We start from the raw sequence: 16,543 nt of genomic DNA on the forward strand, positions 1-16,543 counted from the left end.
TCCCACAGTATTTGATGTTGAACATAAATTTTGTGTACGACATCGGAACCTGTGGGAGCTGGCCTGCCAGCGATAGAGCCAACGCAATCAACATCAAACCATCAGAACGACCGCACAATCCGCCCCAACGTCTCCATCGCCTGCTCCGAATCCTCGGTCCACGGGCTACCGTAGTTCAACCGAATGCAATTCCTGAACCGTTGAGTCGGCGAGAAAATCGGCCCCGGCGCGATGCTGATGCCTTGCGCCAGCGCCATCTGAAACAACTTCAGCGAATCCATTTGCGGTGGCAATTCCAGCCACAAGAAGTAGCCACCCGCCGGCTGACTGACGCGGGTCTGCGCCGGGAAATAACGGGCGATGGCAGCGAGCATGGCGCTTTGCTGTTCTTCCAGCGCATAACGCAACTTGCGCAGGTGACGGTCGTAGCCGCCGTGTTGCAGATAGTCGGCAATCGCCGCTTGGGCCGGCATCGAGGCGCACAGCGAAGTCATCAGTTTCAGGCGTTCGATTTTCTGCGCGTAGCGCCCGGCGGCGACCCAGCCGATGCGGTAGCCGGGGGCCAGGCTCTTGGCGAACGAGCCGCAATGCATCACCAATCCTTCGGTGTCGAAGGCCTTGGCCGGTTTTGGCGCCTGTTGGCCGTAATACAGCTCGGCGTAGACGTCGTCTTCGATCAGTGGCACCTGGTGCTTGCGCAGCAGCTCGACCAGTTCCTGTTTCTTCGCTTCGGGCATGGTCGCGCCCATCGGGTTCTGGAAACTGGTCATGCACCAGCAGGCCTTGATCGGGTGCCGCTCCAGGGTTTGTGCGAGCACACCCAGATCAATGCCGTCACGCGGATGCACCGGGATTTCCACGGCTTTGAGCTTCAGGCGTTCCAGCACTTGCAGGCTGGCGTAGAACGCCGGGGCTTCGATGGCTACCAGATCGCCCGGTTCGGTCACGGCTTGCAGGCACAGGTTGAGGGCTTCGAGAGCGCCGTTGGTGATCAGCAGTTCTTCCATCGGCAACATCAGGCCGCCGACCATGTAGCGCAGGGCGATCTGTCGACGCAGTTGCGGGTTGCCCGGCGACATATCGGTGACTACCATGCGCGGGTCCATCTCGCGGGCGGCGCTGGCCAGTGATCGGGACAGGCGTTGCAGCGGGAACAGGGTCGGGCTGGGGAACGCCGAGCCGAAGGGCACGGTGCTCGGGTCTTTGATCGATTCCAGCACGGAAAACACCAGTTCGCTGACGTCGACTTCGGTGGAATCGCTGACGTGGCTGCTGATCACTGGCTCGGAGAATGGACTCGGCGCATGGGCATTGACGAAATAGCCGGAACGCGGACGCGCGCGGATCAAGCCACGTCGCTCCAGCAGGTAATAAGCCTGGAACACCGTGGACGGGCTGACGCCATAGGTCTGGCTGGCGTAGCGCACCGATGGCACGCGCTGGCCGGGGCCAAGGACGCCGGAGCGGATCAGTTCAGCGATGTCTTCGGCGAATTTTTCGTAGCGTTTCATCGGTTGCCTGGTGAGTAAGTGAATCGAGTGTACGCAATTGTGGTGAGGGGACTTGTCCCCGTTGGGCTGCGAAGCGGCCCCTCGCGGTATAACAAGAGCATCTGATGTGCAGGTTTTGCGACTGCTGCGCAGCCGAGCGGGGACAAGTCCCCTCGCCACAGGGTTCCTGGCGCCTGAAGTTTTCCAACAGGCTCGGAGTTTAAAGGCTCAGCGATTCATCGGCGCAACAAACCTGCTCTTCGCCACGCTATTGACCTCAGGCTCATCACTGTCAGTCACCTTGAAGCTCAAGGTCTGCGAGCCACTCGCCGGGCGTTCCGTGGTCATCGCCACCGACACCGGAACATCGACAATCTCGCCCGGTGCCAGGCTCAGTTCGGTCTTGCCTTGTAACTGGAAGCCGTCGCCGTCCACCAGACTGAGCTGATAGTCCTGACGTTGCTGGGTCTTGTTGATGACTTTGAGGCTGTAGATGTTCTCGATCTGGCCCTGTGCGTTTTCCCGGAACAGGCCACGGTCCTTGGTCACGTCGAGCGAGACCATTGGCCGTTCGACCAGCGCCAGTGCCAGCGCGCCGATCATCAGCAACAGCACCACGGTGTAACCGATCAGTCGCGGTCGTAGCAGGTGAGTCTTGCCGCCCTGCAATTCACGCTCGGAACTGTAGCGGATCAAGCCGCGCGGGTAGTTCATTTTGTCCATGATCGAGTCGCAGGCGTCGATGCACGCGGCGCAACCGATGCATTCCATTTGCAGACCGTCGCGGATGTCGATGCCGGTCGGGCACACCTGCACGCACAAATGGCAGTCTATGCAATCGCCGAGGCCGGCTTCGGTTGGCTTCACCTCACGTTTGCGCGGGCCACGGTTTTCGCCACGGGCCACGTCGTAGGAAATCGCCAGAGTGTCTTTGTCGAACATCACGCTTTGGAACCGCGCATACGGGCACATGTGCATGCACACCGCTTCACGCAGCCAGCCGGCATTAATGTAGGTGGCGGCAGTGAAGAACAACACCCAGAACAGCGAAACGCCGCCGATTTGCAAAGTCAGCAGCTCTTCGGCCAACGGCCGGATCGGGGTGAAGTAGCCGACGAAAGTCAGGCCGGTGAGTACGCTGATCGCCAGCCACAAGGTGTGTTTGGCGGCGCGTCGAGCCAGTTTGTTCAGGCCCCACGGCGAGGCTTGCAGCTTGATCCGCTGGTTGCGTTCGCCTTCAGTGATTTTCTCGCACCACATGAAAATCCATGTCCACGAGCTCTGCGGGCAGGTGTAACCGCACCAGACCCGTCCGGCGAACACGGTGATCGCGAACAGGCCGAACGCGGCAATGATCAGCAGCGCCGACAGCAGGATGAAATCCTGCGGCCAGAAGGTGGCGCCGAAGATGTGGAATTTGCTTTCCGACAAGTCCCACAACACCGCCTGACGTCCGCCCCAATTCAGCCACACAGTGCCGAAAAACAGCAGAAACAGAACCCCGGCGCCGCTCATGCGCAGGGTGCGGAACAGGCCGGTAAAGCTGCGGGTGTGAATCTGGTTGTCGCTGGATCTGGCCTTTGCCTTCATTGGGCGACCAGGAATGTTTTTTATGGTTGGAGATGCTTCTACGGTTCGGACGGGGATTTGTTCGCTCATGGTCTTTCGCTCATCAGCCTCCATCAGGCCGATGCACTATGAGCGCCGATCTGTTTGCATAACAGACTCAGCTATTTGAATAAAAAGCGTATCAGATGGGCTTTTACGCAGGCCCTGCGACAACTTGAAGCAGCCCGTAACAATTGGCGCAAGCGCCTATCGCAGGCGTCTGCGCCGGGTGTTGATCAGGGTCAGTCAAATCACCGAATCACTCTCATCGGCTTTCAGATGCTTACGACCGTCAGTGGCGCCTGCTACGGTCAATGCATCGGCTTCTGCTTCGGTGATGTAGATGCGCCGACCTTCGATCTCCACCGCCGACATGGCTTTCGCGCTGTCGGTGATCACCGTCAAATCGCCGCACAGACGGATCTGCTCGCCGTTTTCAGTGGCAAAAAAACAGGTCTGGTTTTCGATGCGTACGGTCATGGGTCTGTCCTTTTTTCCGAGGTGTCTGAAAGGTTAGGGCGCAGCGGCGGATGATCGTTCTACGCAACCGATTAATGGTCGCTGCTGTCCATGCTCTATCGACCTCTCAGGGATTACGCGATGAACGCTTGGTGGCAGGAAGTGTGGGACACGCTGCAACAGGAATTCGCTGATGTCGGCGATGCCTCGCAACTGACGCGGATTACCGTGCGTTTGCTGATGGCGGCGGTACTGGGCGGGATTCTCGGCTTCGAACGTGAGCACAAGGGCAAGGCTGCCGGGGTGCGTACGCACATGCTGGTGGCGCTCGGCGCGGCGTTGTTTGTAATGGTGCCGCAGGTGTCAGGCGCACAGGCTGATGCGATGAGTCGGGTGGTGCAGGGGGTGATTGCCGGGATCGGCTTTCTTGGCGCCGGCACCATCCTGAAGAATCACGAAGGTGATGAAGGCCACGTCAAAGGCCTGACCACCGCCGCCGGATTGTGGATGACCGCCGCCATTGGCGTGGCGGCTGGCTTGGGTAAAGAGGCAACGGCGCTGCTCAGTACGTTGCTGGCACTGGGTGTTTTCAGCGTGATGCCCCGGATCGTCAAACTCTTCGAAAAAGATCAGTAATGACACATAAGTCCTGTAGCTAAAGATCAAAAGATCGCTGCCTCGTTTCACTCGTGAGCTCCTACAGGGGTTCTGTAGGAGCTGCCGAAGGCTGCGATCTTTTGATTTTGCTTTGGGTAGTCAGACGATGACCGGGGGCATGGTGGTTGGCGGTTCTTCTTTTGGCGGCGGCGTGGTCCCCGGTGGCTCCTGTTCCGGGATTGGCTGCGGTTCGGTCTCGGGCAGGGTGGGTTTGTCGATGTTCGGATCGGGCGTTTCTGCCGGGATCGGGATATTCATCTGATGACCTCCGTGTGGCACATGGCGTGAGAAGTGCTTAAGTGGATTGACCACTTGATGACGAATTCGATCCGCTTTTATCCGCAGGCAAATCCCCGTGAACTTTTCCCCGCGATGGTCGCTCGGAAACTAAGTGAGTTCATCCCGGGGCAGCTGCTTCGTTGTGAACACTGATCCGGCACAAGAGCGTCCTTGGGGCGTTAAGGAGAGATGCTCGATGACTGCTGAAAAACCCTCAGAGCAGAGCTACAACCCGCACATGCCGCTGTCACAGGCGTTGCTGTTGCCGCGCATCGTGATCGAAAACACCATGCCGACCCTGGATGGCGGGCAGTTTGCCGTCAAAGCCGTCGTCGGCCGCGAAATCCTGGTTACCAGTAAAGTCTTCGCTGACGGTCACGACAAACTGGCCGTGCGTATTCGCTGGCGTGATGGTGTCGATGACACCTGGCACAGCGAGGTCATGAGCGATCAGGGCAATAACGGCTGGGCAGGGCGGTTTCGCCCTGAGGTGCAGGGCAGATATGTCTTCTGTATCGAAGCGTGGATCGACCACTTCGCCAGCTTCCAGTACGAACTGGAGAAGAAGCACAGCGCAGCGGTCCCGGTGTCGCTGGAGCTGCAAGAAGGTCGCACGATGGTGCAACAGGCCGCCGAGCGCAGTGAAGGTCAGCTCAGCGAACAACTGGCTGCGCTGCATCAAAAATTGTCCGGGTTGCTCGAAACCGAGCAGGTCGCGCTGTTCTTGCACTCGCACAGTGCGCAGCTGATGGCCGAGGCCGATCATCGCGCCTACTTGAGTCTGAGCGCCGAATTCCCGGTGGACGTTGAGCGCGAACTGGCGGAATTCGCCAGTTGGTATGAACTGTTTCCCCGCTCGATCACCGACGATCCTCACCGTCACGGCACCTTTAATGACGTGCATTCGCGCCTGCCGATGATTCAGGATATGGGCTTCGACGTGCTGTACTTCACGCCGATTCACCCGATCGGCCACAGCCATCGCAAGGGCCGCAATAATTCCTTGACTGCCGGGCCCGATGATCCGGGCAGTCCTTACGCGATCGGCAGCGAGGAGGGTGGACACGAAGCGATCCACTCGCAACTCGGTACCCGCGAAGACTTCCGCCGCCTGGTGGCCGCTGCCGCCGAGCATGGTCTGGAAATCGCCCTCGACTTTGCCATCCAGTGTTCCCAGGACCATCCGTGGCTCAAGCAGCATCCGGGCTGGTTCAACTGGCGGCCGGACGGCACGATCAAATACGCGGAAAACCCGCCGAAGAAATATCAGGACATCGTCAACGTCGACTTCTATGCGCCGGATTCGATTCCGAGCCTGTGGGTCGAGTTGCGCGACATTGTCGTTGGCTGGGTCGCGGAGGGCGTGAAGATCTTCCGCGTCGACAACCCGCACACCAAGCCGCTGCCGTTCTGGCAATGGCTGATAGCCGACGTGCGGGCAAAACATCCGGAGGTGATGTTCCTCGCCGAGGCCTTTACCACGCCGGCAATGATGGCGCGTCTGGGCAAGGTCGGTTACAGCCAGAGCTACACCTATTTCACTTGGCGCAATACCAAGGCCGAGCTGGCCGAATACTTCACTGAGCTCAATCAGTCGCCGTGGCGCGAGTGCTACCGGCCGAACTTCTTCGTCAATACACCTGACATCAACCCGGCGTTCCTGCATGAGTCAGGGCGCCCGGGATTCCTGATTCGTGCGGCGCTGGCAACCATGGGTTCCGGCCTGTGGGGCATGTATTCCGGGTATGAACTGTGCGAGGCCGCGCCAGTGCCGGGCAAGGAGGAATACCTCGACTCGGAGAAGTACGAGATCCGTGTCCGCGACTTCAATGCGCCCGGCAACATCATTGCCGAGATCGCCCAGCTCAACCGGATACGCCGGCAGAACCCGGCGTTGCACACCCATCTGGGGCTGAAAATCTACAACGCCTGGAACGACAACATTCTGTATTTCGGCAAGCGCAGCGCGGATGGCAGCAACTTCATTCTGGTAGCGGTCAACCTTGATCCACGTAACGTGCAGGAAGCGAATTTCGAACTGCCGCTGTGGGAAATGGGCCTGCCGGACGATGCGACCACCCACGGCGAAGACTTGATGAACGGCCATCGCTGGGACTGGCACGGCAAGTACCAGTTCATGCGGATTGACCCGTCGTATCAGCCGTTCGGGATTTGGCGAATCAGCCACTCTTGAGGCAGGCAAATATCACTGTGGGAGCTGGCTTGCCAGCGATTGCAATCAGTCAGCTTGCATCTTTGGGACTGGACCACCGCCATCGCTGGCAAGCCAGCTCTCACAGTGACCCAATTTCTTCAGGAAACAGGTTGTTTTCCTGAATTGAACAGGAGTTTCACATGGCGAAGAAACCCAAGTCAGCCACCTTCATCAAAGATCCGCTCTGGTACAAGGACGCGGTGATTTATCAGGTTCACGTCAAATCGTTTTTCGACTCCAACAACGATGGTATCGGCGACTTTCCCGGCCTGATCGCCAAGCTCGATTACATCGCCGAACTGGGCGTCAACACCATCTGGCTGCTGCCGTTCTATCCATCGCCACGCCGCGACGACGGCTACGACATTGCCGAATACCGTGGCGTACACAGCGACTATGGGACCATGGCCGACGCCAAGCGCTTCATCGCCGAAGCGCACAAACGCGGCTTACGGGTAATCACCGAGCTGGTGATCAACCACACCTCCGACCAACACCCGTGGTTCCAGCGTGCGCGTAAAGCCAAACCCGGTTCGGCGGCACGGGATTTCTATGTGTGGTCGGATGACGATCAGAAATACGACGGCACGCGGATCATTTTCCTCGACACCGAAAAGTCCAACTGGACCTGGGACCCGGTCGCCGGCCAATACTTCTGGCACCGCTTCTATTCGCATCAGCCGGATCTGAATTTCGACAACCCGCAAGTGATGAAAGCTGTGCTGTCGGTAATGCGTTACTGGCTGGACATGGGTATCGACGGCTTGCGGCTGGATGCGATCCCTTACCTGATCGAGCGCGACGGCACCAACAACGAAAACCTCCCGGAAACCCACGACGTCCTCAAGCAGATTCGTGCCGAAATCGATGCCAACTATCCCGACCGCATGCTGCTGGCCGAGGCCAATCAGTGGCCGGAAGACACTCAGCTGTACTTCGGTGACACCGATGCCGCTGGCGAGAATGGCGACGAATGTCACATGGCGTTTCACTTCCCGTTGATGCCGCGAATGTACATGGCGCTGGCGCAGGAAGATCGCTTCCCGATCACCGATATTCTGCGTCAGACCCCGGAAATTCCCGCCAATTGCCAATGGGCGATCTTCCTGCGCAACCACGATGAGCTGACCCTGGAAATGGTCACCGACAAAGAGCGCGACTACCTGTGGAATTACTACGCCGCTGACCGGCGTGCGCGGATAAATCTCGGTATTCGTCGGCGTCTGGCGCCATTGATGGAGCGCGACCGTCGTCGCGTCGAGCTGCTCAATAGCCTGTTGCTGTCGATGCCTGGCACACCGACCCTGTATTACGGCGATGAAATCGGCATGGGCGACAACATCTACCTTGGCGACCGCGATGGCGTGCGTACGCCGATGCAATGGTCGATCGACCGCAACGGCGGTTTCTCTCGCGCCGATCCGGCGAGTCTGGTGCTGCCGCCGATCATGGACCCGCAATACGGTTACCTGTCGGTCAACGTCGAAACCCAGGCTGGCGATCCGCATTCGTTGCTCAACTGGACGCGACGCATGCTCGCAGTGCGTAAACAATCCAAGGCGTTCGGGCGTGGCACGCTGAAAATGCTCTCGCCGAGCAATCGGCGGATTCTCGCCTATACCCGCGAATTCACCGACGCTGACGGCAAACACGAAATCATTCTCTGCGTGGCCAACGTGTCGCGCAGCGCGCAAGCGGCGGAACTCGATCTGTCGGCCTACGTCGGCATGGTTCCGGTGGAGATGCTCGGCGGCAATGCGTTCCCGCCGATTGGCCAGTTGAATTTTCTGCTGACCCTGGCGCCGTACGGCTTCTACTGGTTCGCACTGGCGGCGGAAAACCAGATGCCGAGCTGGCATGTCGAACCGGCGCAAAGCCTGCCGGACTTCACTACGCTGGTGCTGAAAAAACGCATGGAAGAACTGCTCGAAGCGCCGTCACGCTCGACGCTGGAGCAGGGCATTCTGCCGAGCTGGTTGCAGAATCGTCGCTGGTTTGCCGGCAAGGATGCGGCCATCGACAAGGTGCATCTGGCTTACGGCGTGCGTTTCGGCGATGCGCAGCATCCGGTGCTGCTCAGCGAGATCGAGGTCACCAGCGGCGGGCAGGTCAGTCGTTATCAACTGCCGTTCGGCTTTATCGCCGAAGATCAGGTCGGTCCGGCCTTGCCGCAGCAACTGGCGTTGTCCCGTGTCCGCCGCGTGCGGCAGGTCGGTTTGATCACCGATGCGTTCAGCCTCGAATCGTTTATCCGCGCCGTACTGCAAGGCATGCAGGCCAACACCGTGTTGTCGTCGAGCGAAGGCGATATCCGTTTCGAACCAACGCCGCTGCTTGAGGAGCTCGGTCTCGGCACAGAGTCGGAAGTACGCTATCTGTCGGCAGAGCAGTCGAACAGTTCGGTGGTGATCGGCAATAGCCTGGTGCTGAAACTGATCCGTAAAGTCGCCTCCGGGGTGCACCCGGAACTGGAGATGAGCGCTTATCTGACTGAGGCCGGTTTTGCCAATATTTCGCCGTTGCTCGGCTCTGTAGTCCGCCGCGATGCCAACGGTGAAGACAATCTGCTGATGATTGCCCAAGGCTATCTGAGCAATCAGGGCGACGCCTGGGAGTGGACGCAGAACAACCTCGAACGTGCCTTGCGTGATGAACTGGCGGACGCCATGTCCGAGCAGGAACAGCACTACAACGCGCTGGGCGAGTTGAAGGATTTTGCCGGAATGCTCGGCCAGCGCCTGGGCGAGATGCACCAGATACTGGCGGCGCCGACCGACAATCCGGACTTTGCCCCGCAAGTCACCAGCGTCAAGGATGCACAGACGTCCGGCAAGGATGTCGCGGCGCAGGTCGAGCATGCGTTGAAACTGCTCAAGCAGCATCAGGGCACTCTCGGCGAAGCGGATCAGAAACTGGTCACACGCCTGCTCGACAACAAAAAAACCATCCTCAGCCATGTGCAGGATCTGGCGAAGAAAGCCGTCGGTGGTTTGCGCATTCGCGTCCACGGCGACCTGCATCTGGGGCAAGTGCTGGTGATCAAGGGCGATGCCTATCTGATCGATTTCGAGGGTGAACCGGCGCGGCCATTGTCCGAACGGCGTGGCAAGCACAGCCCGTACAAGGATGTCAGCGGCGTGCTGCGCTCATTCGATTACGCGGCAGCGATGACCATCAACGTGCACAACGTCGATCACAGCTCCGAGTCTGAGGCGGCGCGTCAGCGGGTTGCCGAACGTTACTTGCGTGAAGCGCGTGAGGCATTTGTCGAGGCATATCGCCGGGCAGCAACTAGTCTTGATCATGCCTGGCAAGATCCTGAAGGTGCCGACGCCGCGCTTGCGTTGTTCGGTCTGGAGAAGGCGGCCTATGAAGTGGCCTATGAAGCCGAAAATCGCCCGACGTGGCTGCCCGTGCCGTTGCACGGTTTGTATGGGTTATTGAGGGGGCTTAAACCCTTTTCCGATCTTGGTGGAGAGTAGTCATGAGCTGGTCAAACAAAGAACACTCGAACAAGGAACAGGGGCAAGCCAAAGAAGCCTTGCTGCCGACGCCAAAAGACATCGACGCGCTGGTTCGCGCTGAACATCACGAGCCGTTTTCCATCCTCGGCCCGCATGACGATGGCGCCGGAGGGCAGTTCATTCGCGCCTATTTACCCGGTGCGTTGAGCGTGGTGGTACTCGACAAAGACAGCGGCGACGAGCGCGGCGCGCTGGAGCAGAGCGAAACCCCGGGGCTGTTTGTCGGGCACTTCGATCAGTCGCGGCCTTATGTGCTGCGCACGCGCTGGGCCGGTGGTGAACAAGTCGCGGAAGATCCTTACAGCTTCGGTCAGTTGCTCGGTGAAATGGATTTGTATCTGTTCGCCGAAGGTAATCACCGTGACCTGAGCAGTTGCCTCGGCGCGCAACTGCAAACCATCGACGGCGTTGACGGCGTGCGTTTCGCCGTGTGGGCGCCGAATGCGCGGCGGGTATCGGTGGTGGGGGATTTCAACGTTTGGGACGGTCGCCGCCATCCGATGCGCCTGCGTCATCCGTCCGGGGTCTGGGAGTTGTTTATTCCGCGCCTTCAAGCGGGGGAGTTGTACAAATACGAGATTCTCGGCGCCCGCGGCATCTTGCCGTTGAAGGCCGACCCGATGGCGCTGGCCACCAGCTTGCCACCGGACACCGCCTCGAAAGTCGCCGCGCCGTTGCAGATCGACTGGCAGGATCAAGACTGGATGACTGGTCGTCACGAGCGGCAAAGCCACACTGCGCCGCTGTCGATCTACGAGTTGCATGCCGGTTCCTGGCAATGCGAACTCGATGATCTCGGTGAAGTGGCCCGGCAATACACTTGGCCGGAGTTGGCCGAGCGGCTGATTCCGTACGTGAAGGAGCTGGGTTTTACGCACATCGAACTGATGCCGATCATGGAACACCCGTTCGGAGGTTCGTGGGGTTATCAGTTGTTGTCACAATTCGCACCGAGTGCGCGTTATGGCACGCCGGAGCAGTTCGGCGAATTCATCAATGCCTGCCATAAGGCCGATATCGGGGTGATTCTGGACTGGGTGCCGGCGCATTTTCCTACCGATACCCACGGTCTGGCGCAATTCGATGGCACTGCGCTGTACGAGTATGGCAACCCTCTGGAGGGTTTCCATCAGGATTGGGACACGCTGATCTACAACCTCGGCCGCACCGAAGTTCACGGCTACATGCTCGCTTCGGCGTTGCATTGGTTGAAGCATTTTCATATCGATGGGCTGCGGGTCGATGCGGTGGCGTCGATGCTCTATCGCGACTATTCGCGCAAGGCTGGCGAATGGGTGCCGAACCGCCATGGCGGACGCGAGAACCTTGAAGCCATCGACTTCCTGCGGCACTTGAACGATGTGGTGGCGCTGGAGGCTCCGGGCGCTTTGGTGATTGCCGAAGAGTCCACCGCGTGGCCGGGCGTCAGCCAGAGTACGCAGCAGGGTGGGTTGGGGTTTGCCTACAAGTGGAACATGGGCTGGATGCACGATTCGCTGCATTACATTCAGCAAGACCCGGTGTACCGCGCGCATCACCACAACGAGTTGAGTTTTGGCTTGGTGTACGCCTGGTCCGAGCGTTTCATCCTGCCGATTTCCCATGATGAAGTGGTGCACGGCAAGCATTCGCTGATCGACAAGATGCCCGGTGATCGCTGGCAGAAGTTCGCCAACTTGCGGGCGTATCTGAGTTTCATGTGGACCCATCCGGGGAAGAAACTGCTGTTCATGGGCTGCGAGTTCGGCCAGTGGCGCGAGTGGAATCACGACCAGCAGCTGGATTGGTATCTGCTGCAGTACTCGGAACACAAAGGCGTGCAAAAACTGGTTGGCGACCTCAATCGGTTATACCGCGAAGAGCCGGCGCTGCATGAGCAGGATGATGCGCCACAGGGTTTTCAGTGGTTGATTGGTGATGATGCGATCAACAGCGTTTATGCGTGGTTGCGCTGGAGCAAGGATGGCAAACCGGTGCTGGTGGTGGCCAACTTTACGCCAGTGCCGCGTCAGGCATATCGGGTCGGCGTGCCGTTTGCCGGGCGCTGGACCGAGTTGCTCAACAGTGATGCCGATACTTATGCCGGGTCGAATTATGGCAATGGTGGCGGGGCGTTTACCGAAGAAGTGGCAAGCCACGGGCAGTCGCTGTCGCTGGAACTGAATCTGCCGCCGTTGGCAGTGTTGATCCTCAAACCTGAATAAACGTAAGCCTGTGGGAGCGAGCTTGCTCGCGAGGCGGTGTGTCAGTTGTTACATAAATTGACTGACAAAATGCCTTCACGAACAAGCTCGTTCCCACAGGGTTTATTTTGATTTACTCACCAACGCATCCGCACACCGAGGCTGCCGATCAGCCCGTTCAGATCGTTGTCATCCACATCACTGCTGTAATCGGCGCTGACATACAGACTCACCATCGGCGTCATCCGCGCCACCAATCCCAGGCCTAATTCGACCGTTGATGAATTGCGGCTGCTGCTGATCTTGTCCACCTGATCCAGGGTTACCGTGTTGCCGGTGTACACCGTGTGCCAGAGGTTGGTGCGCACGTAAGGTTCGAGTGGCAGGCCGTTGAGGTCGTAACTGCCTTTGAGTCGTGCGCCGACACGACCGCTCCACGCCGTCAGATCGGTCGAGGACGCGTTGCCCGAGCCGGCGTATGGCGTATCGAGCGTCAGCCGTTGATTGATCAATTGCGCCTGCGGTTCGACCACCCAGTTTTTGCCCAGACCAATCGGAAACCCACCTTCGACCGACAGCGTCAGTGCGCTGCCTTCGGTGGCTTGCCGTGCACCTTGTTCGTTGCGGCTGAAACCACTGACCCGGCCGCCACTGGCCGACACATCGACATGCCAGCCTTGCGCGCCGGTCAGGGTGTAGTAGGCGCCGAGACTTTGGCCTTGCAGGTTCAAAGTGTCGGTGGTCGGATCAACCAGAGCGCGGTTGCTGATCAAGCCGTCGCTGTTGGCCTGAATGTGGCTGAGCCCGCCGATCAGGCCGAACGTCTGGGTCTGGCCACCGGAGCCTTGCAAGGTCAGGACCGCCGGGCCTCTGGCATCAGCGCTGCCGGGCGTCATAAAACCCGAGGAAAGCACGTCGGTTTGTGCCTGCCGCGAGCTTTGCCCGTAGAGCTGATCCCAGGCGGCGGGTGCAAGATCTTCGGTGATCAACCGCGTACCGAGCAGGTCGGGGCGAGGGCTGAGACGCCGCGTTTCGGGGGTGATGACAGTTGCGGGCAGGGTCATCACGGGTACGTCCTGGCGATACCAGGGCGTCGTTTCATCCGCAGCAGGACTGGCCTGAGCCTCCATGGACGAGCACAGCAAGATTGAACTTGAGACTGTGCAGAAAGTGATTTTGATCTCATGTGGGGTGATTGAAATTTTCATGGAGGTCTACCTTGCAATCGCATGCGCTCTCTCGCTGTGGCGTCTCTCCTACCCGAATGAGGGGCGACCGAATGGAGCGGGGCGAGCCACGGCCGCTCGATTTTGCGAGTGTCCGAAGGCCCGCCCCGGGTGTTTTTTCCGGGGGTAGTAAGGTAGAGATAAGAAGAGCGATGGCAGCGCGTCAAGAAATTGCACGATGAGCGGTAGCAGTAAATCATGCGATGCAAGCGTTTGTTTTTCTGAACATATCCAAGCTGTTGTTTGTATGGAGAAACACCGCGAAAGCCCTTTGTCTGGGCATCTTGGCTGCCGACCATCGTCTTACCAACTGATTCGAATCCCGAGGTTGCCGACCACGCCTCGTTGCTCATTACTGTCAATATTGCGGCTGTAATCGGTGCTGGCGTAGACGCTGACGGCGCGGTCGAGGGTAAGGATTACGCCGAGGCCGATGTCGGCGGTCGAGGACTTTTGTTCGGTACTGATCACATCGGTATCGCCGAAGGTCACCGAATCGGTGCCGGAAAAGGTGTGCCACAGGTTGGCGCGCACATACGGTTCCAGCGGCATGCCGTTGACCTGATAGTTGGCCTTGAGCCGCGCTCCGAGACGACCGGTCCAGGAACCGTCGGAGTCGAAAGAGACTTTCGAGATGCCGTCGTTCTGGGTGTCGAGGGAGATTTTCTGGTGGATGACCTGAGCCTGCGGTTCGAGCACCCAGGTGTCATTCAGCGCGAACGGATAACCGGCTTCCGCCGACAGGGTCACCGCATGGCCCCGGTTGTCCAGTTTCAGGCCACGATCCGAACGATTGTCGCCGTCGAAACGCGTGCCCATCGCCACGGTGTCGATGTACCAGCCGTGCGGATCGATCAGCGTCCAGTACAGGCCGTAGCTGTCGCCTTCGAGTTTGATCTTGCCGGCGCTGTTGTCTTCAAAGCCTTCGTTGAAACCGTCGACATCGCCTTGCAGGCGACTGTGGCCGACGAAGAAACCGATGCGTTGAGTCTGGCCGCCGGAGGTCGCTGCGCTGTACAGATCGTTGCCGACCTGAAAACCGTTGAGCGAACCGTCGAGGCGCGGGGTGACGGTGCCGGCCCAGGTTTGTTCGAGGTTCTTGCCGTAGACCCGACCCCATCCTGCGCCGAACGCGCCGGTTTCGGTGAGCAGGCGCTGATCGCCCTGACGGTCATGGAAGGTGCCGAGGGCATTGAGGGTGAGTTGTGCGGCAGCGGGCGGCAATACCGACCAGGTCGGTACTTCCGGACGATACAGCGGGATCGGTTCTGCTCCCGCCACGGAGGCTGGCAAAACCGGCAGCGGTGGACTACCCGCCGGGGCCACGGCGGCAATAGGGGCGGCGACTACCGGCACCAGAATCGGTGGCAGCGAAGGATCGGGATTCGGCACGCTCATGAGCTCGGGCGAGACCACGGCTGAGCGCAAATACCAACTGTTTTCCGTGCCAGCGGTGACGCCGCCCTTGAACAGGTAGTAGTCAAAGGCTCCGGCAGATACTGGACCGTTGAGGGTGAACGCGTTGTTGCTGCCGGTCGTGCTGCCCTGGGCCTGTACCAACTGGATACCGTTTTGCCGGGTCAGCGCACCGAGGCCGCCGACGTTGCTCACGGTAATCACCGTTGCGCCGCTGAGGCTGCCGTTATTGACCACCAGTTTGTCGCTCGGTGAGTCATCGCCGGCGACAACACTCTGTAGCAATAGCCGGCCGTTGTTGCCGACGTAGTTGCCTTGCACTGTCAGCGTGTCATCGGTACGACTGTTACCGCGAGTCAGATCAATCGTGCCGGCGTTGTTCAGTGTCACCGCTTGCCCGGCGACTGCGGAGGACACCGCGCCGAGGGTGGAAAACAGCGAACTGCTGGCATCGACGTTCAACGTGCCGCTGCCACTGGCCGCATCCCCGAGCACCAGACTGCCCGAGCCCAGATCCATCTGCGAGCCATTGTTCAGATTGACCGTTTCCCAACTGGTGAAGCGGCCGGGCAGTGCCGTCTGGATGTTGTCGAGGGTCAGCAAGTCGTTACCTGCGCCGCCGTCAACGTTGGGCGTCAGCGCGAGAATGCTGTCGTCGAGGTTGCGCAGGGTGGCGCTGTCATTGCCATCGCCCATCAGAATCGCCGAACGGATGATCCCGCCGCCATCCCACACCAGCGTGTCATCGCCGACACTGGCGCGGATCTCCCCTCCGATGTCCCCTCCGGTCACGGTGATGTTGTCGTTGCCGCCGCTGACACTGATGTTGCCGCCGATACTCCCGCCGGAGACGATGATGGTGTCGGTACCGAAACCGGTCACCAGATTGCCGATGATCTGCCCGCCGGACATGTCGAAGATGTTGTTGTCGAGTTTCATGTCGACCCGGCCGATGGTGCCCCCGGTCATGCGTGCGACATCACCGTCCTCGAATGCGCCAACGATGGTGCCGCCAGTCATCAGGAATGTGTCGCGTCCGTCGCCCTGGGCAAGAGAGCCGATCGAACCGCCACTCATGACGAAATCATCAATGCCTGCGCCTTGGGCGACGGCGCCGGTGATGACCCCGGAGGCGATGTTGACACTGTCTGCGCCCGCACCAAACGTCACGCTGCCGTTGATTCGACCGGTGCCGTTGGTGGGAAGAGTCAGGCTGTTGTTACCCGCCAGGTCGGTCAGTGAACCGCTGGTGCCGCTGTCGCAGGTGAACGCGTCATTGCCGGGCCCAGGCACCAGCGTACAGGCGGCGTAAGTCGGCGAGCTGGCCAACAGTAATACCGAGGCGGGCAGGAAAAACGCGTGCGGCAGGATTCGCAAAGACAGGACGGATCGCTTCATGATGGCAATTCCCTACTTCAATTCAGGGGAATTCATCCTTGAGCGTCCGTTGGTTCCACAGCTGATGAGTTACACGAAGTCCGCAACC

Annotated in this window: 10 protein-coding genes; 4 read left to right on the forward strand and 6 right to left on the reverse strand. The window is 59.5% G+C overall.

Annotated elements, in window-relative coordinates:
- Positions 1–101 precede the first annotated feature (101 nt).
- The 3 genes from mapR to ACIOZM_RS07135 all read right to left on the reverse strand — a co-directional run bounded on the left by mapR (position 102) and on the right by ACIOZM_RS07135 (position 3,578).
- Entirely contained in the window at positions 102–1,511 is a 1,410-nt protein-coding gene (gene mapR, locus ACIOZM_RS07125) for a GntR family transcriptional regulator MpaR (RefSeq protein ID WP_401211205.1), read from the reverse strand.
- 207 nt (positions 1,512–1,718) lie between these two features.
- A complete protein-coding gene (ccoG, locus tag ACIOZM_RS07130) occupies positions 1,719–3,149 on the reverse strand; it encodes a cytochrome c oxidase accessory protein CcoG (RefSeq protein WP_401211208.1) in 1,431 nt (476 codons plus the stop codon).
- Between the two features lie 195 nt (positions 3,150–3,344).
- Entirely contained in the window at positions 3,345–3,578 is a 234-nt protein-coding gene (locus ACIOZM_RS07135; protein ID WP_401211210.1) for a DUF3203 family protein, read from the reverse strand.
- Positions 3,579–3,698: 120 nt separating this feature from the next.
- On the opposite strand from ACIOZM_RS07135, the gene ACIOZM_RS07140 reads away from it, so the two are divergent.
- A complete protein-coding gene (locus ACIOZM_RS07140) occupies positions 3,699–4,193 on the forward strand; it encodes an MgtC/SapB family protein (RefSeq protein WP_401211213.1) in 495 nt (164 codons plus the stop codon).
- A 120-nt stretch (positions 4,194–4,313) separates the two neighbouring features.
- Here the strand turns inward: ACIOZM_RS07140 and ACIOZM_RS07145 are convergent, their stop codons facing one another.
- Positions 4,314–4,472 carry a hypothetical protein gene (locus ACIOZM_RS07145; RefSeq protein WP_003224520.1) on the reverse strand — a complete coding sequence of 53 codons (159 nt, stop codon included), beginning with the start codon at positions 4,470–4,472 and terminating at the stop codon, positions 4,314–4,316.
- Between the two features lie 217 nt (positions 4,473–4,689).
- Here ACIOZM_RS07145 and ACIOZM_RS07150 point away from each other — a divergent pair, with 217 nt between their 5' ends.
- The 3 genes from ACIOZM_RS07150 to glgB all read left to right on the forward strand — a co-directional run bounded on the left by ACIOZM_RS07150 (position 4,690) and on the right by glgB (position 12,436).
- Positions 4,690–6,687 (forward strand): alpha-1,4-glucan--maltose-1-phosphate maltosyltransferase, encoded by a 1,998-nt coding sequence (locus tag ACIOZM_RS07150; protein ID WP_401211217.1) that lies wholly within the window; start codon positions 4,690–4,692, stop codon positions 6,685–6,687.
- A 161-nt stretch (positions 6,688–6,848) separates the two neighbouring features.
- Positions 6,849–10,190: a maltose alpha-D-glucosyltransferase gene (gene treS, locus ACIOZM_RS07155; protein ID WP_401211220.1), complete on the forward strand. Its 3,342-nt coding sequence runs from the start codon at positions 6,849–6,851 to the stop codon at positions 10,188–10,190.
- Between the two features lie 2 nt (positions 10,191–10,192).
- Positions 10,193–12,436 carry a 1,4-alpha-glucan branching protein GlgB gene (glgB, locus tag ACIOZM_RS07160; protein ID WP_401211222.1) on the forward strand — a complete coding sequence of 748 codons (2,244 nt, stop codon included), beginning with the start codon at positions 10,193–10,195 and terminating at the stop codon, positions 12,434–12,436.
- Positions 12,437–12,552: 116 nt separating this feature from the next.
- Here glgB and ACIOZM_RS07165 read toward each other — a convergent pair whose 3' ends face one another.
- Positions 12,553–13,623 carry an autotransporter domain-containing protein gene (locus ACIOZM_RS07165; RefSeq protein ID WP_401211226.1) on the reverse strand — a complete coding sequence of 357 codons (1,071 nt, stop codon included), beginning with the start codon at positions 13,621–13,623 and terminating at the stop codon, positions 12,553–12,555.
- Positions 13,624–13,944: 321 nt separating this feature from the next.
- Positions 13,945–16,455 carry an autotransporter outer membrane beta-barrel domain-containing protein gene (locus tag ACIOZM_RS07170; RefSeq protein ID WP_401211229.1) on the reverse strand — a complete coding sequence of 837 codons (2,511 nt, stop codon included), beginning with the start codon at positions 16,453–16,455 and terminating at the stop codon, positions 13,945–13,947.
- Between the last annotated feature and the right edge of the window lie 88 nt (positions 16,456–16,543).

Origin of the sequence: Pseudomonas sp. NPDC087346 (assembly GCF_044744235.1) — a bacterium.
Taxonomy (GTDB): Bacteria; Pseudomonadota; Gammaproteobacteria; order Pseudomonadales; family Pseudomonadaceae; genus Aquipseudomonas.